20 protein-coding genes are annotated in these 22,033 nt (G+C 62.5%); 8 read left to right on the top strand and 12 right to left on the bottom strand.

Annotated elements, in window-relative coordinates; genetic code table 11:
- Positions 1-4 precede the first annotated feature (4 nt).
- Positions 5-628, top strand: coding sequence for a helix-turn-helix domain-containing protein (locus BKY26_RS08095; protein ID WP_071689896.1), 624 nt, complete (start codon positions 5-7; stop codon positions 626-628).
- 123 nt (positions 629-751) lie between these two features.
- Here BKY26_RS08095 and BKY26_RS08090 read toward each other — a convergent pair whose 3' ends face one another.
- Both BKY26_RS08090 and BKY26_RS08085 read right to left on the bottom strand, forming a co-directional pair.
- On the bottom strand, positions 752-1,783 hold the full coding sequence (locus tag BKY26_RS08090) for a patatin-like phospholipase family protein (protein WP_071689895.1): 1,032 nt from the start codon (positions 1,781-1,783) through the stop codon (positions 752-754).
- A 111-nt stretch (positions 1,784-1,894) separates the two neighbouring features.
- Positions 1,895-2,680, bottom strand: a complete 786-nt coding sequence (locus BKY26_RS08085) for a 3-hydroxybutyrate dehydrogenase (protein WP_071689894.1) — start codon at positions 2,678-2,680, stop codon at positions 1,895-1,897.
- A 321-nt stretch (positions 2,681-3,001) separates the two neighbouring features.
- On the opposite strand from BKY26_RS08085, the gene BKY26_RS08080 reads away from it, so the two are divergent.
- The 6 genes from BKY26_RS08080 (at position 3,002) to tsf (ending at position 9,485) form a co-directional block, all read left to right on the top strand.
- Positions 3,002-4,768, top strand: a complete 1,767-nt coding sequence (locus BKY26_RS08080) for an extracellular solute-binding protein (RefSeq protein WP_227434964.1) — start codon at positions 3,002-3,004, stop codon at positions 4,766-4,768.
- Positions 4,769-4,893: 125 nt separating this feature from the next.
- The gene (locus tag BKY26_RS20490) at positions 4,894-5,775 is read left to right on the top strand and encodes a PfkB family carbohydrate kinase (RefSeq protein WP_071689892.1); all 882 of its coding nucleotides are present in this window, start codon (positions 4,894-4,896) and stop codon (positions 5,773-5,775) included.
- Positions 5,776-5,778: 3 nt separating this feature from the next.
- Positions 5,779-6,696 carry a pseudouridine-5'-phosphate glycosidase gene (locus BKY26_RS20485; protein WP_071689891.1) on the top strand — a complete coding sequence of 306 codons (918 nt, stop codon included), beginning with the start codon at positions 5,779-5,781 and terminating at the stop codon, positions 6,694-6,696.
- Between the two features lie 74 nt (positions 6,697-6,770).
- Complete coding sequence (locus BKY26_RS08065) at positions 6,771-7,559, top strand: DUF502 domain-containing protein (RefSeq protein WP_071689890.1); 789 nt, start codon at positions 6,771-6,773, stop codon at positions 7,557-7,559.
- A 190-nt stretch (positions 7,560-7,749) separates the two neighbouring features.
- Positions 7,750-8,535, top strand: coding sequence for a 30S ribosomal protein S2 (gene rpsB / locus BKY26_RS08060; RefSeq protein WP_071689889.1), 786 nt, complete (start codon positions 7,750-7,752; stop codon positions 8,533-8,535).
- 74 nt (positions 8,536-8,609) lie between these two features.
- A complete protein-coding gene (tsf, locus tag BKY26_RS08055) occupies positions 8,610-9,485 on the top strand; it encodes a translation elongation factor Ts (protein WP_071689888.1) in 876 nt (291 codons plus the stop codon).
- A gap of 333 nt (positions 9,486-9,818) precedes the next feature.
- Here the strand turns inward: tsf and BKY26_RS08050 are convergent, their stop codons facing one another.
- The 7 genes from BKY26_RS08050 to BKY26_RS08020 form a co-directional block, all read right to left on the bottom strand.
- Complete coding sequence (locus BKY26_RS08050) at positions 9,819-10,580, bottom strand: LuxR family transcriptional regulator (protein WP_071689887.1); 762 nt, start codon at positions 10,578-10,580, stop codon at positions 9,819-9,821.
- Positions 10,581-10,989: 409 nt separating this feature from the next.
- Positions 10,990-11,679, bottom strand: a complete 690-nt coding sequence (gene phoB / locus BKY26_RS08045; RefSeq protein WP_071689886.1) for a phosphate regulon transcriptional regulator PhoB — start codon at positions 11,677-11,679, stop codon at positions 10,990-10,992.
- Positions 11,680-11,682: 3 nt separating this feature from the next.
- The gene (gene phoU, locus BKY26_RS08040) at positions 11,683-12,402 is read right to left on the bottom strand and encodes a phosphate signaling complex protein PhoU (protein WP_071689885.1); all 720 of its coding nucleotides are present in this window, start codon (positions 12,400-12,402) and stop codon (positions 11,683-11,685) included.
- 17 nt (positions 12,403-12,419) lie between these two features.
- Positions 12,420-13,217, bottom strand: coding sequence for a phosphate ABC transporter ATP-binding protein PstB (gene pstB / locus BKY26_RS08035; RefSeq protein ID WP_071689908.1), 798 nt, complete (start codon positions 13,215-13,217; stop codon positions 12,420-12,422).
- 16 nt (positions 13,218-13,233) lie between these two features.
- Positions 13,234-14,574: a phosphate ABC transporter permease PstA gene (gene pstA / locus BKY26_RS08030; RefSeq protein ID WP_071689884.1), complete on the bottom strand. Its 1,341-nt coding sequence runs from the start codon at positions 14,572-14,574 to the stop codon at positions 13,234-13,236.
- On the bottom strand, positions 14,571-16,031 hold the full coding sequence (gene pstC, locus BKY26_RS08025; RefSeq protein ID WP_071689883.1) for a phosphate ABC transporter permease subunit PstC: 1,461 nt from the start codon (positions 16,029-16,031) through the stop codon (positions 14,571-14,573). Before pstC ends, pstA begins: the two co-directional genes overlap by 4 nt.
- A 78-nt stretch (positions 16,032-16,109) precedes the next feature.
- Positions 16,110-17,153, bottom strand: coding sequence for a substrate-binding domain-containing protein (locus tag BKY26_RS08020; RefSeq protein ID WP_071689882.1), 1,044 nt, complete (start codon positions 17,151-17,153; stop codon positions 16,110-16,112).
- A 350-nt stretch (positions 17,154-17,503) separates the two neighbouring features.
- On the opposite strand from BKY26_RS08020, the gene arsB reads away from it, so the two are divergent.
- Positions 17,504-18,511, top strand: coding sequence for an ACR3 family arsenite efflux transporter (gene arsB / locus BKY26_RS08015; protein WP_071689881.1), 1,008 nt, complete (start codon positions 17,504-17,506; stop codon positions 18,509-18,511).
- On the opposite strand, the gene BKY26_RS08010 is transcribed toward arsB, so the two are convergent.
- From BKY26_RS08010 to BKY26_RS08000, 3 genes are all read right to left on the bottom strand, one after another.
- Entirely contained in the window at positions 18,512-19,555 is a 1,044-nt protein-coding gene (locus BKY26_RS08010) for an ATP-binding protein (protein ID WP_071689880.1), read from the bottom strand. It lies immediately after the preceding gene.
- A 70-nt stretch (positions 19,556-19,625) separates the two neighbouring features.
- Entirely contained in the window at positions 19,626-20,822 is a 1,197-nt protein-coding gene (locus BKY26_RS08005) for a trans-sulfuration enzyme family protein (protein WP_071689879.1), read from the bottom strand.
- 117 nt (positions 20,823-20,939) lie between these two features.
- A partial coding sequence (locus BKY26_RS08000) for a glutamate-5-semialdehyde dehydrogenase (protein WP_071689878.1) occupies positions 20,940-22,033 on the bottom strand: 1,094 nt, incomplete at its 5' end.

Raw genomic sequence — 22,033 nt, 5'->3', positions numbered from 1 at the left:
AGGCATGGATTTTTCTGACGAACCCAGCCTGATCCGCCTTGCCCGCGAAAGCGGCACGCAGGATCGCCCGCAACCGGTGGACCTCGCCATTCGTGTGCGCGAGCTGCGCAAGCAGCGGGAATGGACTCTGGAACAGGCGGCCCAGAAGGCCGGGTTGGCGCGCTCGACACTGTCCAAGATCGAAAACGGCCAGATGTCGCCCACCTATGACGCGCTGAAGAAACTGGCGGACGGGCTGGATATCTCGGTGCCGCAGCTCTTTACGCCCACGGTGAACCCCAAGGTCAACGGCCGCCTTGCCGTGACCCAGACCGGCGCCGGTGAGCCGCACCCGACCGCCACTTACGAACACGAGATGCTGGCCCCGCAGCTGACCCAGAAGGCCATGCTGCCCTACCGCGCCCGCATCCGCGCCCGCAGCTTCGAGGAGTTTGACGGGTGGGTGCGCCATGAAGGCGAAGAATTCCTTTACGTGTTGACCGGAGAGATCCAGCTGATCACGGAATTCTACGCCCCGGTGAACATGCGCCGCGGTGACAGCGCCTATTACGACGCCACCATGGGGCATAACGTGATCTCGGTCAGCGCCGAGGATGCGACGATCCTCTGGGTGACCTGCTTGGGATAACCCTTTTCCCTCTCATTTGACTAAAGTTGTCGGCGCCCCTTTCAGCTTGGCAAAAATACCTCGGGGAGCGCGAGGGGCTGGCCCCTCGCTCCCGCCCTGACAAGCCGCGCATCGGGTTGGTAGTCAGTCGAACATCGCCGCAAGATCGGCGCTGCTCTCCTGCCCGATGCGGTCCCCATGCTCGGCGAGAAAGGCATCGCAGGCCGCAAACCCGGCCTCGAACAGCTGGTGCAGCACCTGCGGAACCGGCACGACCTTTGTGGCCACCGAAAGCTGCCGCATCAGCGCGTCGTCCGATATCATGTGAACCAGCACGTGTTTCATGCTGCCTGGGGCGAGCGACCCATCCGCCAGCAGTCGCTGTACGAAACGAATGGCGCGCAGTTCGCTCAGAAGCGAGGCATTGAAGCTGACCTCGTTCACCCGGTTCTGAATCTCCCGCGCGGTTGTTGGAACCCGGTGGCGGATCAGCGGGTTGATATTTACGATCAGGATGTCGTCCGGAAGATGCGGTTCAAAGAGCGGGAAAAGGGCAGGATTTCCGGTATAGCCCCCGTCCCAATAGGCCTCGCTCTGGCCGGTTTCGCGATCCTCGATCTCCACCGCCTTGAACAGTGTCGGCAGGCAGGCGGAGGCCAGAAGCGGCCTGGTGCCGATCTCATCGCCGCCGAAGACCCGGATCTTGCCGGTCCGCACATTGGTGGCACAGACGAAGAACACCGGCCCCTCCGCACAACAGATGTTCTCGTAGTGGAACTTATCGACGATCGGGGACAGCGGATTGCCGAAGAACGGCCCGTAATTATAGGGGCTGACCATGCGACTGACCGCGTCACCGATTGCGAAGGGCAGCGAGGTCTCGATCCAGTGACTGATGGCCAGCGGGGAAATGGCCCCGAGCCAGGCACTGAATCGCTCATCCGTGATCGCCCCCATCTGCTCCCACAGCCAGGCGAGGTTCTCGCGCGCCAGATCGCGACTGCCCTGGCTGAGCCCCGCCTTGACCGCCGCACCATTCAGCGCGCCAGCCGAGGTGCCGGAGATGGCGGCGATCTCGATGCCGGGCTCCTGCAGCAGCCGGTCGAGGACACCCCAGGTGAAGGCCCCATGAGCGCCGCCACCTTGCAGGGCGAGGTTGATGCGTTTGGGTGTCATATCCGGGGTTTGACCTGTGGCATTGTCGGGACGCCTCCGGCGGGAGTATTTTCACCAAGAAGAAGGGGCAGGGGGGCGCGTTAACCTTAATGTGGGGCTAACGCGGGGGACTCAGAGGGCCGTCCAGCCGCCATCGACGCTGATCGTGGTGCCGGTGATCTGGGCGGCCGCGTCGGAGCAGAGGAAGGCCGCCGTGCCGCCCATCTGTTCGACGGTGGCAAACTCGCGGGACGGCTGGCGCAGCAGCATGACCTCGCGCACCACCGTGTCGCGGTCCATGTTATGGGCCTTCATCTGGTCGGGGATCTGCGCCTCAACGAGCGGGGTCAGCACGTAGCCGGGGCAGATTGCGTTGGCCGTGATCGGCTCCTCCGCCGTTTCCAGCGCCGTGGTCTTGGTCAGGCCGACAATGCCGTGCTTCGCGGCGATATAGGCGGACTTAAAGGGGCTCGCGGTCAGGCCATGGGCCGAGGCGATATTGATCACCCGTCCCCAACCGGCGGCGCGCATCATCGGCAGGGCGGCAGCGGTGGTGTGGAAGGCGGAGCTGAGATTGATCGCGATGATCGCATCCCATTTCTCGACCGGGAACTTGTCGATGGCTTCGACATGCTGGATGCCCGCATTGTTGATCAGGATATCGCAGGCCCCGGCCTGTTCGATCAGCGCGCGGCACTCATCCCCCTTGGACATGTCCGCCTTGATATAGCGGGCCGTGACGCCGTGTTCCGCGGCGATCTCTGCCGCGATGGCATGATCTTCGTCGCGGTCCGTGAAGGAGTTCAGCACGACATCCGCCCCGGCGCGGGCCAGTTCACGGGCGATTCCCAAACCGATTCCTGAGTTGGATCCGGTGATCACGGCGGTTTTTCCGGCAAGCGAAGTGGTAATGGCCATCGGAGGCTCCTGTCCTTTACGATTTGTCAGCACCGTAATGCTGCACTTGCAGTATGGACAGAGGCAAAAGCCGCGCAGCCGGACCAAAAAAAAACGCCGGCACGAAGCCGGCGTTAAGTTATTGAGGCAGGTTTCATACAGGCAAGAAACCTATCGAGCAGTGCATCCTTTATAAGCAATCACTTGCTCAGAGTCCAACCGAAAAGTTTGAAACGCAATTCAGGGAAGAGTAGCGTCATGGATAAGCAAACAAGGCATCGAGGGGATTGTTTACAGATGAGCAGGAATTGTTTCAGACAGATTGCATCGGTTTTCGGGGTCATGGCGATTCTGTCAGGCGGGGCCGCGGCAGAGCCGTCCTATGGCATCGCTATGTATGGCGACCCCGCTTTGCCCCCAGATTTTGCGCATCTGCCCTATGCCAACCCCGATGCCCCCACAGGCGGGCGAATCGTGACCGGAGAGGTCGGCAGCTTCGACAGCCTCAACCCGCATATCCGCGCAGGATCGACCCCGTGGCAGTTGCGGTTCCTGGCTTATGAGTCGCTTATGGGCCGATCATGGGACGAACCGTTCACGCTCTACGGCCTTTTGGCCGAATCGGTTGAGGTCGGCGAAGGCGGGGCCTGGGTCGAGTTTCAACTGCGTCCCGAGGCCCGGTTCTCGGACGGCAGCCCGGTGACCGTGGAAGATGTGATCTGGTCCTATGAGACGCTCGGCACCGAGGGGCATCCGCGATACCTGAACGCGTGGAACCGGGTGAGCAGCATCGAGGCCGTGGGAGAGCGCGGCGTTCGGATCAGCTTCAGCGAACCGGACCGGGAACTGGCGCTGATCATGGGGATGCGGCCAATCCTTCAGGCGGCACAATGGGAGGGGCGTGATTTCACCGAAAGCGGGATCGACGCGATCCCGATCTCAAGCGCGCCATATGTCATCGACGATTTCGAGGCCGGGCGCTTCGTGTCGCTGCGTCGCAACCCCGATTACTGGGGCGCTGACCTGCCGTTCCGTCGGGGCACCAATGTGATCGACGAGATCCGGCTGGAATTCTTCGGCGACGGCACCGCCATGTGGGAGGCCTTCGTAGCCGGCGAGATCACCACGATCCGCGAAACCAATGCGGCCGACTGGGAAACCAACTACGATTTTCCTAGGGTCCAATCGGGTGAGGTCGTGCTGTCGGAGGTGCCGCATGAACGGCCCACGGGGATGTGGGGCTTCGTGATGAACACCCGTTCGCCGCAGTTCGAGGATTGGCGCGTGCGCGAGGCGATGATCCAGGCCTTCAACTACGAATTCATAAACCAGACCCAGAATGGCGGGCTGGCGCCGCGTATCACGTCGTATTTCTCCAACTCGATCCTCGGGATGGAGCCGGGTGCGGCGACGGGCCGGGTGCTGGAACTGCTGGAGCCTTTCGCGGGCGACCTGCTGCCCGGTGCGCTGGAGGGCTATGAGTTCCCGGTCTCGGATGGGCGCGAGGCCAACCGGGCGGGCATCCGTGCCGCCATGGGGCTGATGGAGGAGGCGGGCTATTCCGTGCAGGAGGGCGTCATGACCGGGGCCGACGGGCAGCCTTTCACCTTCGAGATCGTGCTGAGCCAGGGATCGGCCGAGAATCAGGCGATCATCAATATCTACGTGGAATCGCTGTCTCGCCTCGGGATCACGCCAACGGTGACGACCATCGACAGCGCCCAGTATCGGGAACGCACGGACGCCTATGATTTCGACATGACCTGGTTCGCGCGCGGCGTGTCGTTGTCGCCCGGCAATGAGCAGTATCTCTATTGGGGCTGCGACATGGTCGATGTGGAGGGCAGCCGCAACCTGATGGGGGTCTGCAACCCGGCCATCGAGGCGATGGTGGGCGAGATGCTGACGGCAGAGAGCCAGGATGACTATCGTGCCGCCGTGCGGGCGCTCGACCGGGTGCTGACCTCTGGCCGTTATGTCATCCCGATCTGGTATTCTCCGGTCAGCCGCATCGCCCATGTGCGCGAGCTGCATTTTCCCGAAACTCTGCCCATCTATGGCGACTGGTTGGGGTTCCAGCCCGATGTCTGGTGGTACGAGGAAGAATGAGCGGTTTCGCCGCGGCTTTGGCCCACGCCGATCCGCCGGGGGGCGCTGCCCCCCGGACCCCCCGAGGTATTTTTGCCAAGATGAAAGGCATGGACGGCGCGGGCTGGCCCGCCTAGAGAGCGCGCATGAGAGAACGCCCTGACATCCTGTGCATCGGGTCCGTCCTGTGGGACATCATCGGACGCACCGATCTGCCAATGGCGGCCGGGAACGACAAACCCGGCCGCATCACCCGCCTGCCTGGCGGGGTGGCGCTGAATATTGCCATGACGCTTGTGGGGCAGGGGCTGCGGCCCTCGCTGCTGAGCGTTGTCGGCGACGATGCGGCGGGCACCGCGCTGCTGGTGGAATGCGCGCGTATGGGGATCGAGGTGGACCATGTGCTGGTCGATCACGATCTGCCGACCGATCAATACATGGCCATCGAAGCGCAGGGGACGCTGCTGGCGGCACTTGCCGATGCGCATTCGCTGGAAACCGCAGGCGCGCGGATTCTGGAGCCGTTGGAAAACGGCGGGTTGGCCTCTGCCGAGGATCCATGGGTGGGGCCGATGGCGATTGACGGGAACCTGACGGTTGAGCTTTTGACCCGGATTGCGCAGAGCCCGCTGTTCGCCCATGCTGATCTGCGGCTTGCCCCGGCCTCGCCCGGGAAGGCCGAAAGGCTGCGGCCCTTCCTGTCCCATCCCGGTGCCACGATCTATGTGAATGCCGAGGAGGCCGGGCTGATTTCAGGCGCCCCGACCGGGTGCGCCGAAACCGGGGCCGAGGCGCTGTTGGCCGCCGGTGCGCGCCGGGTGCTGGTCACCGATGGCGGCAGGCTGGCCGTGGATGCGACGCCTGATCGAACCCTCTCGCTCGCGCCCCCGCAGATCACCCCGCGCCGGATCACCGGGGCCGGGGACACGTTCATGGCGGCCCATATCGCCGCTGAAATCCGCGGTGACACGCCCGAGGTCGCACTGGCCCACGCGCTGACGACCGCCGCCACATATGTTGCCGGATAGCCCATGACACCTGATTATCTGACCCTCTCGCCCGAAGTGGCCGAGGCCCGCGCCACCAATGCCCCGATCGTGGCGCTGGAAAGCACCATCATCACCCATGGCATGCCCTACCCGCAGAACCTGGAGACCGCCCGCCAGGTCGAGGACGAGGTGCGCGCCGCCGGGGCGTTGCCTGCCACGATTGCGATCCTTGAGGGACGCTTGCATGTGGGCCTGACGAGTACGGAGCTGGAGGCGCTGGCGCAGGCCAAAAACGTGATGAAGCTCAGCCGCGCCGATCTTGCGGTGGCTCTGGCCACGGGCCGGACCGGGGCGACCACCGTGGCCGCAACGATGATCGCGGCACATCTGGCGGGAATAGGCGTCTTTGCCACGGGTGGAATTGGGGGCGTTCACAAGGGGGCGGAGGACAGTTTCGATATCTCTGCCGACCTGATGGAACTGGCGCAAACCCCCGTGACGGTCGTGGCCGCTGGCGCCAAGGCCATACTCGACATCCCCAAGACGCTGGAGGTTCTGGAAACGCAAGGCGTGCCTGTCATTGCCTTCGGACAGGACGATTTCCCGGCCTTCTGGTCGCGCAAGTCCGGCCTGAGCGCCCCGCTGAGGATGAACAGGGCCGAGGACATCGCCGCCTCTGCGATGATGCGCGGGCGGCTTGGTTTGCCGGGGGGGCAACTGGTGGCGAACCCGATTCCCGAATCCGACGAGATCGCCGCCGAAACCCTCGCCCCCATCATCGCGCAGGCCCAGGCTGAGGCCGATGCACATGGGATCAGCGGCAAATCGGTGACACCCTTCCTGTTGCAGCGGCTATTCGAACTGACCGAAGGACGGTCTCTGACGGCCAATATCGCCCTTGTTCTGAACAATGCCCGCCTTGCATCGGCAATTGCCTGCGCCATGGTCGCGCAGGATTGAAGACACTCTCTTGTTTGGCGTGAAACGCGCCCTTAGTAACAGGGAAGAGAGTTTAACAGGGACGACCGGCAAGAATGGAATTGCCCGAACCGCCACCGCCGCCACGGCGCGGCTGGATATCCTCGCTACAGGCCAGTTTTCTGACCGGCCTCGTGGTGATCGCGCCCATTGGCCTGACAGCCTGGCTGATCTGGTCGATCATTGGCTGGATCGATTCCTGGGTGCTGCCGTTCCTGCCCAATGCCTATAATCCCGCCATCCTGATCCGGGAATATTTCAACATCGACGTCGATATTCGCGGCATCGGTGTGGGCATGTTCCTTCTGTTCACGATCATCGTGGGCTGGATCGCGAAGGGGCTGATCGGGCGGTCGCTGATCCGCACCTCGGAAAGCGTGGTCCTGTCGATTCCCGGTGTGCGGTCGCTCTATTCGGGTCTGAAGCAGATCACCGAAACCGTGCTGGCGCAATCCAAGGGGTCTTTCGACAAGGCCTGCCTGGTGGAATATCCGCGCAAGGGCATCTGGGCGATCGCCTTCATCTCGACCGATGCGAAGGGCGAGATTGCGGACAGCCATGAAAAGCACATGATCTCGGTCTTCCTGCCGACCACGCCGAACCCGACCTCGGGCTTTCTGCTGTTCGTGCCCAAGGAAGATGTGCAGATCCTGAAGATGTCGGTCGAGGACGCCGCGAAACTGGTGATCTCGGCAGGGCTGGTTTACCCGAGCACCGGCGACAAGGATGGTGACCGGGTTCCGGACGAGGCCGAGGCTGTGGAGGTAGAAGGCACGGCTGCCACTCTGCTGGACAGGCCCCATGCACCCGAAGCGGACCCGGATCGCCGCACCGAAGACGCCTGACGCGCCTTCTTGCCCCGATTTCGCGGTCTGATGGGGCAGGGGGGTTGCATTCCCCCCGGCTCTGCCTTAATGGCGCGCTTACTTCACAGGCAGAGGCGGGCCCTCGGGGGAGACATCCCTGAACGGTCCACCGGTTGGGTTCAGTCCCTAAACCTCTGCCAAGGCGCAAACCGGAAAAGGATACTAGGACATGGCGCTTCCTGATTTCACCATGCGTCAGCTGCTTGAAGCTGGCGTTCACTTCGGCCACCAGACGCAACGCTGGAACCCCCGCATGGGCGAGTTCATCTATGGCGAGCGTAACGGCATCCACATTCTCGACCTGACCCAGACCGTCCCGATGCTGGACCAGGCGCTGCAGGTCGTGCGCGAAACCGTTGCCAAGGGCGGCAGCATCCTGTTCGTCGGCACCAAGCGTCAGGCACAAAAGCCCGTCGCCGAAGCGGCAGAGCGTTGCGCGCAGTACTACATGAACCACCGCTGGCTTGGCGGCACGCTGACCAACTGGAAAACCGTGTCGAACTCGATCTCTCGTCTGAAGCAGATCGACGAGGCGATGGAAAACGGTCTGGAAGGTCTGACCAAGAAAGAACGTCTTGGCATGGAACGCGACCAGGCGAAGCTTCAGGCTTCGCTCGGCGGCATCCGTGAAATGGGCGGCCTGCCCGACCTGATCTTCGTCATCGACGTCAAGAAAGAAGACCTAGCCATCGCGGAAGCCAAGAAACTGGGCATCCCGGTCGTGGCCGTGGTCGACACCAACTGCTCGCCCGATGGCGTGGATTACATCATCCCCGGCAATGACGACGCGGCGCGCGCCATCTCGCTCTATTGCGATCTGGTCTCCCGCGCGGCCCTGGACGGCATGACCGCCCAGATGGAAGGCGCAGGCGTTGACCTGGGCGCACTGGAAGAGGGCAACATCGAAGAGGCCATCGCCGCCGATGCCCCCGCCGAGGAAGCCGCTGAAGGCTGATCGCCGTCACGCATCTGATACATGGACCGGCTATGGGCCGGTCCACCCCATATCCCGAATAAAGGAGCAGACCGATGGCAATTACCGCTGCAATGGTCAAAGAGCTGCGCGAAGCCACCGCCGCAGGCATGATGGACGCCAAGAAGGCACTTGTCGAAACCAATGGCGATTTCGACGCCGCCGTTGATTGGCTGCGCACCAAGGGTCTGGCGAAAGCCGCCAAGAAATCCGGCCGCATCGCCGCCGAGGGCCTGGTGGCCGTCGCTGTTGACGGTGGTGTTGGCGTCGCCGTCGAAGTGAACTCGGAAACCGACTTCGTCGGCAAGAACGCCGAGTTCCAGAAAATGGTGGGCGACATCGCCAATGCCGCGACCGGTGTCGCGGATATCGAGGCACTGGCCGCCGCCGATCTGGGTGGCAAGACCGTTGCCGACACGCTGACCGACAAGATCGCCACCATCGGCGAGAACATGACCCTGCGCCGCATGGCACGCCTGGAAGGCGACACCGTTGTGACCTATGTCCACAACGCAGCCGCGCCCGGCATGGGCAAGATCGGCGTTCTGGTCGCGATGACCGGTGGCGATGAGGCGCTTGGCAAGCAGGTCGCGATGCATATCGCTGCTGTCAATCCCGCAGCCCTGAACGAAGACGACATGGACCCGGCCGTTGTTGAAAAAGAACGCCAGATCCAGATCGACATCGCCCGTGAATCCGGCAAGCCCGAGCAGGTGATCGAGAAGATGATCGAAGGCCGCATGAAGAAATTCGTGGCCGAGTCGACCCTTCTGAACCAGGCGTTCGTCATCAACCCCGATCTCACCGTCGGTGCCGCCGCGGCCGAGGCTGGCGCAACCGTCACCGGTTTCGTCCGCATCGAAGTGGGCGAAGGCATCGAGAAGAAAGAAGAAGACTTCGCAGCCGAGGTTGCGAAGGCTGCCCAGGGCTAAGGCCCTTGGAAGAGGGGCAGGGGTGTTGGGAGGCGCCCCTGCCACCTACCCAGAAAGAAAAAAAGCGGTGCTGCCAGGGACAATAGGCAGCACCGCTTTCTTTTTGTCACCACGCATGCCGGAATGGGGATGGGCAGGCGCGGCCCAGGACGTCGGGGTTATGGCCGCCGGGTCTTGGGGTGAACTGGACCGCCAGGCCGGAAATGTTCCTGACGGTCCGATGCTCCTGACCGAAGAAATCTCAGCCATCACTCACGGAACAGGGTTAACTTGACGCAAAGTCAGGCCCCGGAAAAGTAGGGAATCCTTTACCTTTTGGCCAAATACCGCCGATCAGCTTGTCTGAGCACCCGGATCGACGATGAAAATCTGGTTCAGGACCGAGGCTTTGCGCACTGCCTGTGCCGTTGTTTCAACGCCAAGAGACTCCCGCGCGCCGCGCAGATGCTTGTCCACCGTCGCGGCCTTGCGGCCAAGCAACAAGGCAATGTCACGCACAGATTTGCCATCGGCCACCAGTTCCAGCACCTCGGACTGGCGCGGTGTCAGGACACGGCTCTGACCGGTTGCGGGAAGCTGGGTGATCGCCAGATGGGCCACCTGGTTGATGATCTCCAGTTCTTCACCCTTGTCCTGCCACAGCGCATCCACGTCTTGCTGGCTCAGGCCGCTGCGGGCCACCAGCCCGATCCCGGCAGCCGATCGCTTGATCGCCATCGGGAAGGACATTGTATAGCCTGCGGAAATTCCGAACCTCTTGTTCAACGCCATCAGTTCCCGCCGTTCAGGGCCGTTCGGGCTGTCGTCGAATTTATCCCACATATGCCGCCAACTAATGGACCCGACATTGCGGGACGCCCATTTCATCATCGGAGCAGCCCTGTACAGGCCGTGGCCGATATAGGCTTCGATATAGTCAGAAGGGTAGTTCGTCAGGATCAGCGCGTCTTCGGGGTTGCTAAGCGACTTTGCGGACTGGAAGCATGTATAGGCGTAGATGAGGCGATCGAAGCCATAGGCACCCATCTGCTCGGTGTGGTATTCCCACAACTCCTCGACAGAGCGCGCCTTCAGATAGGGCTGCAGGCGCTTCATGCCGGTTCACCATAGCGACAACGGCGCTTTTGTCTTTTGCATGGTCCCGCCATGTCCTGCAATGGAAAGCGTAAAGTCTTGCTTGGCATCGTTGTCCCCGAAATCTCTTTCAAGATATGCGCGGCGCATCCAAACTGTCGAGGCACAATTTTACGCAAAATCAGGATGTTGCAGAGATATTGCGCTTGGGCTTATCCGGAGTGGTATCCGGGGGCCAGTGATCTTGGTGGCTCAAGGACGGTGCGCAAGTATCAACTAGGTTTTCAACAATGCGTCGTAAGGTGTTGATTAATCGAAGGTACTGGTTCACGCAACGGGTTGCCGGGTTGTCGAAATATTAACATAATCATGATTACTGGCCAATTTGGTTGGCCAGATCTTGCCAGGATGAAGCCGAAGAAACAATCACTTAGCCAAGTGCGTAACCTGCGCCGCGAACCGTCCGTATCGGGTCCCCCTCGCCATGCGCAGCTTTCAGGGCTTTGCGCAAACGGCCCACATGGACATCGACCGTCCGGCTATCGACATAGATGTCACGGCCCCAGACACGGTCGAGCAACTGCTCGCGGCTCCAGACGCGGCCCGGCCGTTCCATGAAAGCCGTCAGAAGCCGGAACTCCGTCGGGCCAAGCGAAACCTGCTGGCCCGCGCGGTAAACGCGGTGTTCTTCCATATCCAGCAGGATATCCTCGAAGGTCAGATGTTCGCCCACGGAGGCCGGTCGCGTCCGGCGCAGCTGCGTGCGCAGCCGGGCCAGTAGTTCAGCCACGGAATAAGGCTTGACCACATAGTCATCCGCCCCGGTTTCCAGACCGCGCACCCGGTCCACCTCTTCCGACCGGGCAGACAGCATGATCACCGGGATCTTGCGGGTCTCATCTGCGGCCTTGAGTTGCCTGCACACTTCGATGCCAGAGACATTGGGCAGCATCCAGTCCAACACGATCACGTCTGGCGGGGTTTCACGTACCATGACCAGTGCCTCGTCCCCTGCCCCCGCGGCCATGACGGCATAGCCCTCGGCGCGGATGTTATAGGCCAGCACTTCGCGTTGTGCAGGCTCATCCTCGACAATCAGAACAAGGGGCTCGCCAGCCATCGCTCACTCCTCCTCGACACCCAGATCATGCGAGGATCGGTCGCCCTTCTCCCGCTCATCATCCGGGTATTCACCGGTCACAAGGTAGATCACCTGCTCGGCGATGGTGGTCACGTGGTCGCCCATCCGTTCGATGTTCTTGGCCATGAAATGCAGGTGCATGCAGGCGGTGATGTTGCGCGGATCCTCCATCATGAAGGTCAGGTATTCGCGGAACAAAGCCGAATACATCTGGTCCACTTCCAGATCCCGCTCGCGCACATCGGCGGCCAGGTCCGGGTCGCGCTGAATATAGGCGTCGAGCGCGTCTTTCAGCATCAGTTCCACCTGCCGGGCCATGCGGCGCAGACCGGCGCCGGCGCCGTCGATCTGCTGCATCTGCATGATGACCCCTGCCCGCTTGGCCATGTTCTTGGCGTAGTCGCCAATCCGTTCAAGGCTGGCGGCCAGACGGAACACGGTCAGAACCGTGCGAAGATCGCCCGCCGTCGGCTGGCGCAGGGCAAGCACCAGCGCGGCTTCTTCGTTCAGGCGCTCTTCCATCTCGTCGATGGCCCGATCACCTTTGCGAACCTTCAGGGCCAGCTCCTCGTCGCGGGTTTCCAGCGCCGTGGTAGCATCGACGATGGCCTCTTCGACCAACCCGCCCATCTTCATGATCAGGGCCTGGATCGCCTCCAGGTCGCGATCAAAGGACGCAACGATATGTGATTTGTTTTCCATGACTTACAGCTCTTTCCTCAACCGATACGTCCGGTGATATAGGATTCGGTGCGCGGGTCTTTGGGGTTGGTGAAGATCTGGCTCGTGTCGCCAAATTCTACCAGTTCCCCAAGATGGAAGAACGCGGTTTTCTGGCTGACGCGCGCCGCCTGCTGCATCGAGTGGGTCACGATCACCACCGAGAACCGTTCGCGCAATTCGTCGATCAGTTCCTCGACCTGCGCGGTTGCAATCGGGTCGAGCGCCGAACAGGGTTCGTCCATCAGCAGAACCTCGGGGCTGGTGGCCACGGCCCGCGCGATGCACAGGCGCTGCTGCTGGCCGCCGGACAGGCCGGTTCCGGGGGCGGTCAGACGGTCCTTGACCTCGTCCCACAGTGCCGCGCGGCGCAGGGATTTTTCAACGATTTCATCGAGTTCCGACTTGTTCCTTGCAAGCCCGTGGATGCGCGGACCGTAAGAGACATTGTCATAGATCGACTTCGGAAACGGGTTGGGTTTCTGGAACACCATCCCCACCTTGGCGCGCAGCTGCACCGGGTCGACCTTGGGGTGATAGATATCTTCGCCATCGAGCAGGATATTCCCGGTCACGCGACAGACATCAATGGTGTCATTCATCCGGTTCAGGCAGCGCAGGAAGGTCGATTTCCCGCAGCCGGAGGGCCCGATGAAGGCCGTTACGGTCTTGTCGAGGATGTTCACATCCACGGCCTTGATGGCATGCGTGTCCCCATAGAACACGTCTACCCCGTCGGCCGCAATCTTCAGCTCTTTATCGTCCACGGCACGCTCCACCAATCTCATATCGTTCATGTCATCCATCCCCGGCCTACCAGCGGCGTTCAAAGCGGCGGCGCAGGATCACCGCCATCGCATTCATGAAAAGCAGGAACACAAGCAGCACGATTGTCGCCCCCGAGGCCCGTTCCACAAAAGCCGGGTCCGAACGCTGTGTCCAGTTATAGACCTGCACCGGCAGCGCCGATGTCGGGTCGAAGAAGCCTTCCGGCGGCGCATCCGGGAATTCGCGGACGAAGGCCACCATACCGATCAAGAGAAGCGGCGCGGTTTCCCCAAGTGCCTGCGCCAGCCCGATAATGGTGCCAGTCAGAATGCCCGGCGCGGCCAGCGGCAAGACGTGATGGAACACCGACTGCATCTTCGATGCCCCAAGGCCAAGTGCGGCATCGCGGATCGAGGGCGGCACGGCCCGAAGGCTCGCCCGCGTTGCGATGATGATCGTAGGCAGGGTCATCAGCGTCAGCACCAGACCACCCACGATGGGGGCCGATTGCGGCAGGCCCGCGAAGTTGATGAAGATCGCCAGGCCCAGGATGCCGAACACGATCGACGGCACCGCGGCAAGGTTCGAGATATTGACCTCGATCGCATCGGTGAACCGGTTCTGCGGTGCGAATTCCTCCAGGTAGATTGAGGCCGCCACGCCAATCGGCAGCGCCAGCACCAGCACAACGATCATCATGTAGAAAGAGCCAAGGATCGCGATGCCAAGCCCGGCGGCCTCGGGGCGCTGGTCAGAAGCATCCGGCCCGGTGATGAAAGCCCAGTTGAAGCGGGTTTCGATCAGTCCAGCCTCGGCCATACGCTCGGCCAGCAGTAGTTGCGCGGGGCTGACATTGCTGTCGCGTTCGGCGCTTTCCAGCGTCACGCGGCCTTTGAAATACCCGTCGATCCGGCCCCCGGCCAGCATTTCCATCGTCACGGTCTGACCCACGATCTCGGGATTGGCGAGCACGAGGGCACGCACCTGCGCGGGCGCTTCCTGGCTGATCATCGCCATCAGGTCGCGGGGCGTGACACCCTCCATCGAGATCCCCTGCCCTTGCAGATGCTGTTGCAGCGCCTGCGCCAGCAGCGGCGCGTAACCGAAGGTCGTGACACGGGCCATTTCCGCCGGATCGCGGTTGCCCGCCGGGTCAAGCCGCGCTTCGGTCAGTTCCACGGGGATCGTGATGTAGGTCTGGCGAAAGGCGCTGGCACCGTTGCTGACAATCGAGATCACCAGCAGGATCAGGGCCAGTACCCCGACCGTGATCGCGGCAAAGCCGTAGGCGCGGAACCGGGTTTCGCTGCGATTGCGGCGCTTGACGCGGTCCGACGTCGCGTAGAGCGAGCTTTTCGGCGGCACGGGGGTGGAAGCGTCGGTCATTCGTACTGTTCCCGGTATTTGCGCACGATAAAGAGGGCGAGGATATTGAGCCCGAGCGTGATGGCGAAGAGCGTCAGGCCAAGGGCGAAGGCGACCAGCGCCTCGGGGCTGGAGAAGTCGGTGTCGCCCGTCAGCTGGCCCACGATTTTCACGGTTACGGTGGTCATCGCCTCGAACGGGTTGAGGCTGAGCGTCGCCGCCGCCCCTGCCCCCATCACCACGATCATGGTTTCGCCGATGGCACGGCTGGCGGCCAGCAGGATCGCGCCGACAATGCCGGGCAGCGCGGCAGGCAGGATCACCTGTTTCACGGTTTCCGACTGGGTCGCGCCAAGCCCGTAGCTGCCGTCACGCAAGCTTTGCGGCACCGCGTTGATGATATCGTCAGACAGCGACGACACGAAGGGGATCAGCATTATCCCCATGACGATACCGGCTGTCATGACAGAGGAAGACGAGGTGCCGAACCCGAGCGGCTCGGCGAAATAGTCGCGCAGCATCGGGCCCACGGTGATCAGCGCGAAAAGACCGTAGACGATGGTTGGAATGCCCGCGAGCACTTCGATCATCGGCTTGGCAATGCCGCGCATCCTGCGGCCTGCATATTCTGCCAGGTAGATGGCCGAGAAGAGCCCCACCGGCACCGCCACCAAAAGTGCGATGAAAGTGATGTAGAGCGTGCCCCAGAGCAGCGGCAACAGGCCAAGGTGAGAGCCGCCCTCGAAAGACGGAATCCATTCGGTCCCGAAGAAGAATTCACGCGCCGGGTAGAGGTGGAAGAAATCCCGCGTCTCCAGCACCATCGACAGCACGATGCCGACCGTGGTCAGGATGGCGATGGTCGAGGCCAGGATCAGGATCGACAGGACCGCGCGTTCCACCGTGTTGCGGGCGCGGAAATCCTTGTGGGTGCGGCTGTAGGCATAGCCAAGGCCGAGCGCGGCAAGGATCAGAACCGCTGCCGTCATCAGGGTATTGCCGGTGGTTTGAAGGGTCCGGTAGCGCTGTGCGGCGGCCAGAACATCGGCATTCACATCGTCCCCAAGGGCCACGCCGATACTGGCAAGTGTCTCGCGGATATTGGTGAATTCGCTGCGGATCATCCGCGCTTCTTCGCGGCTCAACGCCCCCTGCTCTAACGCGCGGTCCAGGCCATCGGCCACGCGCCGGACATCGGACATGATCAGGCTGAGCTCGCCCGATTCCATGATGTCATTGTCCGGGATCAGTTGCGTCACCTGCCGCTGGATGACAGCGGGTTGCACCAGAAGCCAGACCACCAGCACCAGAAGCGCGGGCACGACAGCAGTCAGAAAGACGTTCATGCCGTAGTAGTTGGGCAGGGAATGCAGGATGCGAATATCGCCCCCCGCACTGCTGACCGCGCGCTTGCGGCCCAGAACATAGCCTGCGGCGCCAAGCGCCAGAACGGCCAGGATGATCCAGATCAGGGGCATATCGGGTCTTTCAGATCCGTTCAGTCAGAAAACGGGGCGGCCTTATGGATCAGGCCGCCCCGCCGATGGGTCAGGCGATTACATGTCGCCCATGGTCACGCGCTCGCGCACGATGCGCTGAGTCTCGGCCAGTTCCGGGTCGGACACCAGGCCGTAGGCGGCCAGCGGACCCCAGGGGCCTGCAATGTCGTCAGAGATGAAGAAATCCGCGTATTCCTGCAGGCCGGGGATCACGTCGAGATGTGCTGCCTTGATGTAGAAGAACAGCGGGCGCGACACCGGGTATTCGCCGGAGGCGATGGATTCGGTCGAGGGAACCACACCATTCATGGTGGCAACCTGCAGAACCGCAGTGTTGTTCTGGTAGAAGCTCAGACCGAACACGCCGATGCCTTCGGGGTTGGCAGAGATACGGGCCAGGGTCTCGGTGTAGTCGCCATCGATATCGACCGACACGCCGTCGCCGCGGATCGCCATGCAGGCCTCTTCGGCTGCATCTTCATCGCCGCCGTTGATTTCCATGATCGCTTCCATGGCGCCGCTGTCTTCGCAGCCCTGAAGGATCACGTTTTCGTCGAAGACTTCGCGGGTGCCGTGGCGGGTGCCGGGGATGAAGGCCGCGATGTCCTGGTCGGGAAGCTCTGCACGGACTTCGTTCCAGTTGGTGTTCGGGTTGGCAACCATGGCACCTTCGACGGGCAGTTCAGCGGCCAGCGCCAGGTACCAGTCGGCGGGGGTGAACTCGAAGGAGTTGCCGTTGATGTCAGAGGCGAAAACGATGCCGTCATAGCCGATGCGAACTTCGATGATATCGGTCACGCCGTTGGCGGCACAGGTTTCGATCTCGGAGGGGCGGATCGAGCGCGAGGAGTTTGCGATATCGGTGGTGTTCTCGCCAACTCCTTCGCAGAAGCGGCGCAGACCGGTGGAGGAACCACCCGATTCAACGACCGGGGTCGGGAAGTCGAAGTTTTCGCCGAAGGCCTCGGCCACGATGGTGGCGTAGGGCAGAACGGTCGAGGACCCGGCGATCTGGACGTTGTCGCGGCCCTGGGCAGCGGCGGCGGTGGCAGACACGGCGGCCAGCGCGAGTGCGGACACGGTCAGCTTTGCGAAAGACATGGTGGATTTCTCCGTTTGGTTTTCCTGTCGGAACGCGGTCTGTCGCGCTCTCAGGGGGCCATCTATCGGTGGCGCGCTATGCTTTTGTGACAGATGCGTAACGGTTTTATGACAGTGCGGGTGGAGCAGGATTTTCCGGGCAGGCATAAATGAATGGATTCAAGGCCTTGTCCTTCCATGCCGCGAAAAAAAATGTTGTTACATTCAATATTGGCCTGTTTTTCTGAAGCGGCCTGACCCTTAGGGCCACCCTGCCCCGCGTGATTCCAGCCAAGGGCAGAATCGATTCTCTTGCAAAGCACCGCCATCATCGTCAGAACCGCCCGCAACAGAAGCGGAAGGTCAGTCCCATGGGTAATTTCGAACGCTATCTGACCGTCTGGGTCGCTTTGGCCATGGTGGGCGGAATTTTTCTGGGGCTTGTCGCGCCATCGCTGGTCTTTGCGGTCTCGGTGGCGGAGGTTGCCTCGGTCAACCTCGTGGTTGCGGTGCTGATCTGGGCGATGGTCTATCCGATGATGGTGGGCGTCGATCCGTCCTCGCTGAAGGGCGTCGCGCGCCAGCCTACGGGGCTGATCATCACCCTTGCCGTGAACTGGCTGATCAAACCCTTCACCATGGCGGCCCTTGCCGTGCTGTTCTTTGAAACCATCTTCGCGCCCTGGATCAGCCCCGAGGATGCCAGCCAGTACATCGCGGGCCTCATCCTGCTTGGCGCCGCGCCCTGCACCGCCATGGTCTTCGTCTGGTCGCAGCTGACCAAGGGCGATGAAACCTACACGCTGGTGCAGGTCAGCGTGAATGACGTGATCATGGTCTTCGCCTTCGCCCCGATTGTGGCCTTCCTGCTTGGGGTCACCGACATTGCCGTGCCGTGGCAGACGCTGCTTTTGTCGGTGGTGCTTTATGTGGTGCTGCCGCTGGTCGCCGGGCTGATCACCCGCGCGCGGCTTGGCTCTCCCGCTGCGATTGAACTTTTCAAGGAGCAGGTGAAACCCTGGTCGGTTCTGGGGCTGATCGTTACCGTCGTCATCCTCTTCGCGCTTCAGGGGCAGACGATCCTGGACCGGCCGCTGATCATCGCGCTGATCGCGGTGCCGATCCTGTTGCAAAGCTATGGCATCTTCGCGCTGGCTTATGGCGCGGCATATGTCATGAAAGTCCCGCACCGGGTTGCCGCCCCCTGCGCCATGATCGGCACGTCGAATTTCTTCGAACTGGCGGTCGCGGTGGCCATCAGCCTCTTCGGCCTGCAATCAGGTGCCGCGCTGGCCACGGTGGTGGGCGTTCTGGTGGAGGTGCCGGTCATGCTGTCGCTGGTCGCCTTTGCAAACCGCACGCGCAACCGGTTCGGATGACTACCGGGGCAGCACCACGGTAAATGTACTGCCCTTGCCCTTCTCAGAGCTTATGCGCAACCGCCCGCGATGGCGGTTCACGATATGCTTGACGATGGCCAGCCCCAGTCCGGTGCCTCCCATTTCCCGGCTGCGATGTGAATCGATGCGGTAGAACCGTTCCGTCAGGCGCGGCAGGTGCAGCGGGTCGATGCCATCGCCCCGGTCGATCACCTCGGCGCGCACCACCGGGCCGCGCATGGACCCTCTGCCCTCGCCGGTTTCCATCCGTACCGTGACCGGGCGCCCCTTGCCCCCGTATTTCAGCGCATTCTCGGCAAGGTTGGTGAAAACCTGCGTCAGCTGGTCCCGGTCGCCCCGGATTCGGTAGTCACCCGGCTCGGACACCAGCTCCAACGCGCTGCCCTGATCCTCGGCCTGCGGGCGCAGCGTGGTCAGCACGCCCGAAATCACATCGCGCAGGTCCACCTCATCCGAGGGACGCACCCGTTCCTCCGCCTCAACCCGAGACAGCGACAGCAAATCCCCCACCAGACGGTTCATCCGCAGGGCCTGCTGCTCCATGATCTCAAGGAACCGGTCACGGGCCTCGGCGTCATTTCGGGCCGGGCCACGCAGGGTTTCGACGAATCCCAGAACAGCCGTCAATGGCGAGCGGAGTTCATGGCTTACATTGGCCACGAAATCGCGGCGCATCTCTTCGGCCTCACGCAGATGGGTGATGTCGGTGAAATGCAAAATCACCCCGGCCTGCCCCGCATCCGTTTCCGCAATCGGAGAGATCATCACCCGAAACTGGGTTTCCCCGGTCTGGTCGGACTTGATGTAGCGGGTCTCTGACGGACGGTTGCCGCGCAGAACAAGGTCGATTTCTCCAAGCAAGGCGGGCTGGCGCAGGGCGGTGACATAGCTGCGCCCCCTGATCCACACGCCGAACAGAGCTTCGCCAGCCGGATTGCTCAGCTCGATCATGCCGCCAGAGCCGATGAACAGCATCGGGTCGGGCACGGCGTTCAGGGCTGCGGACAGCGTGTTTCGGGCCATGTTGAGAACCTTCCGAAGGAATCAAGGCCCGCCTAGCGCTTGCCGACCCGATTCGACAACAGGCGCGGAGTCAGCCAACCGCCGCCGCCGCCGCACATCCCGCCGCGAAATCGGCTTTCAGAATCTCGATATCCTCGATCCCGACGGATACCCGGAAAAAGCCCTCCGTGATTCCGATGGCTTCGCGCTCCGCGACAGGCACCAGCCGGTGGGACGAAGTCGCCGAATGGCTGACCGTGGTGCCCACATCGCCAAGCGTGGGCGCAAAGGCCATGTCGGGCATGGCGCGGATCATGGCATTGGCGGCAGCGCGCCCGCCCTCGATCTCGAAGCTGACCATGTTGCCGAACTGGCCCCGCAGCAGATGCGCGGCGCGGGCGTGGTCGGGGTGATCGGCCCGGCCCGGGTAGACGACCCGCTTCACCCCCGGCAGGGTGGACAGGTAGTCGGCCAGCAGCGCGGCATTGTCCTGCGACTTCGCATAGCGCAGATCGAACGTGTAGAGGCCCCGTTCCGCCAGCCAGCAATCGTGCGGCGAAGGCGTCGCGCCCATGGTGATCCAGAAGACCTTCAACTTCTCATTGATCTCGGGATCGCGGGCGGAGACATAGCCAAGCGTCACATCCGCGTGCCCGGCCAGCAGTTTGGTCACCGAATGGATGACGATATCGGCGCCGTGGTCGTAAGGACGATAGGCCGTCGGCGTGGTGAAGGTGTTGTCGACCGCCAGAAGAATGCCCTTGTCACGGCAGAGCGCGGCGATGCCCTCCATATCCGCGATGGCAAGCGTGGGATTGGCCATGACTTCGACGAGGATCATCTTGGTTTCCGGTCGGATCGCGGCGGCGACGGCCGCAACATGGCCGGTATCGACCAGCGTCGTGGCAATGCCAAAGCGCGGCAGATCCTGCGTCATCATCCGCAGCGACCGCCCATAAAGCTGATCGCCCCCGATCACGTGGTCGCCCTGGTTGAGCAGCCCCATCAGCGCGGTGCCGACAGCCGCCATGCCCGAGGCGCAGATGATGCCCCCCTGCCCGCCTTCCAGCATGTCGATCTTGGCGGCCAGCAGATCGGCATTCGGATGGCCCTCACGGCTGTAGGTATAGCCATGTTCCTTGCCCTCGTACTGGCCTTCCAACTGGTCGGGGCTTTCCGAGGAATAGACCACCGAGGGCTGGATCGGCGTCACCACCGGGCGGCTGACGCCGGGCTCAAGCGGCATGCGGCGCACGAGCGTCTTGGGCAGGTTGGATCCGTCGGTCATGGGCTGGCCTTTCATGGACTGGAAGTAAGGCTGACCTAAATTCAGTCAACCAGAAAGGTCAAGCCCGACGATTGTGGCCGGGCTTGATGATGTTCACGAGAAATAGGTCAGTAAACCTTACGGGCGTGTCGCGCCATCGCCCGTGACAAGGTATTTGAACGAGGTCAGCTGCTCTGCCCCGACCGGCCCGCGCGCATGCATCTTGCCGGTGGCAATCCCGATCTCTCCGCCCATGCCGAACTCGCCGCCATCGGCGAACTGGGTCGAGGCATTGCGCATCAGGATCGCGCTGTCGAGCCGCTGGAAGAAGCGCGCGGCCGCATCGTCATCCTCTGTCAGGATGCTTTCCGTATGGCTCGACCCGTAGCGCCGGATATGGGCGATGGCCGCGTCGATGTCGTCCACAACCTTCGCCGCGATGATCATGTCGAGGAATTCCTTGCCGTAATCCTCGTCGCTCGCCGCCGTCACGCCTTCGATGGATTGCAGGGATTCGTCCCCCCGCACCTCGACACCGGCGTTCAGAAGCGCGCGCACCACGCCCTGCCCGATCGTGTCCAGAACATCGCGATGGATCAGCAGGCATTCCGCCGCGCCGCAGATACCGGTGCGGCGGGTCTTGGCATTTAGCACCACATCGAGCGCCTTCACCGGGTCGGCGGATTTGTCGATATAGACGTGGCAGATGCCTTCGAGATGGGCAAAGACCGGCACCCGCGCCTCGCGCTGCACAAGTCCCACGAGCCCCTTGCCCCCGCGCGGCACGATCACGTCGACAGTGTCGGTCATGGTCAGCAGTTCCTTGACGGCGGCCCGGTCCCGCGTCGGGACCAGTTGCACCGCATCCTCGGGCAGACCCGCCGCGCGCAGACCATCCTTCAGGCAATCGGTCAGCAGGCCGGAGCTGTGGAAGCTTTCCGACCCTCCGCGCAGGATCACCGCATTGCCCGACTTGAGGCACAGCGCGCCCGCATCCGCCGTCACATTCGGGCGGCTTTCGTAGATCACCCCGATGACGCCAAGCGGCGTGCGCACGCGTTGGATATGCAGGCCCGAGGGCATGTCCCATTCCGCGATAACCGCGCCCACGGGGTCGGCCTGATCGGCCACAGACCGCAGGCCGTTAACGATGCCCTCGATCCGCGCCTCGTCCAGCATCAGCCGATCGAGCATGGCAGCCGAAAGGCCCTTGTCGCGGCCAAACGCCATGT

The sequence above is a fragment of the Nioella sediminis genome (assembly GCF_001879695.1).
Classification (GTDB): Bacteria; Pseudomonadota; Alphaproteobacteria; order Rhodobacterales; family Rhodobacteraceae; genus Nioella; species Nioella sediminis.
The sequence above is the reverse complement of the archived record's forward strand: the minus strand, read 5'-3'. Positions and strand labels throughout refer to the sequence as shown.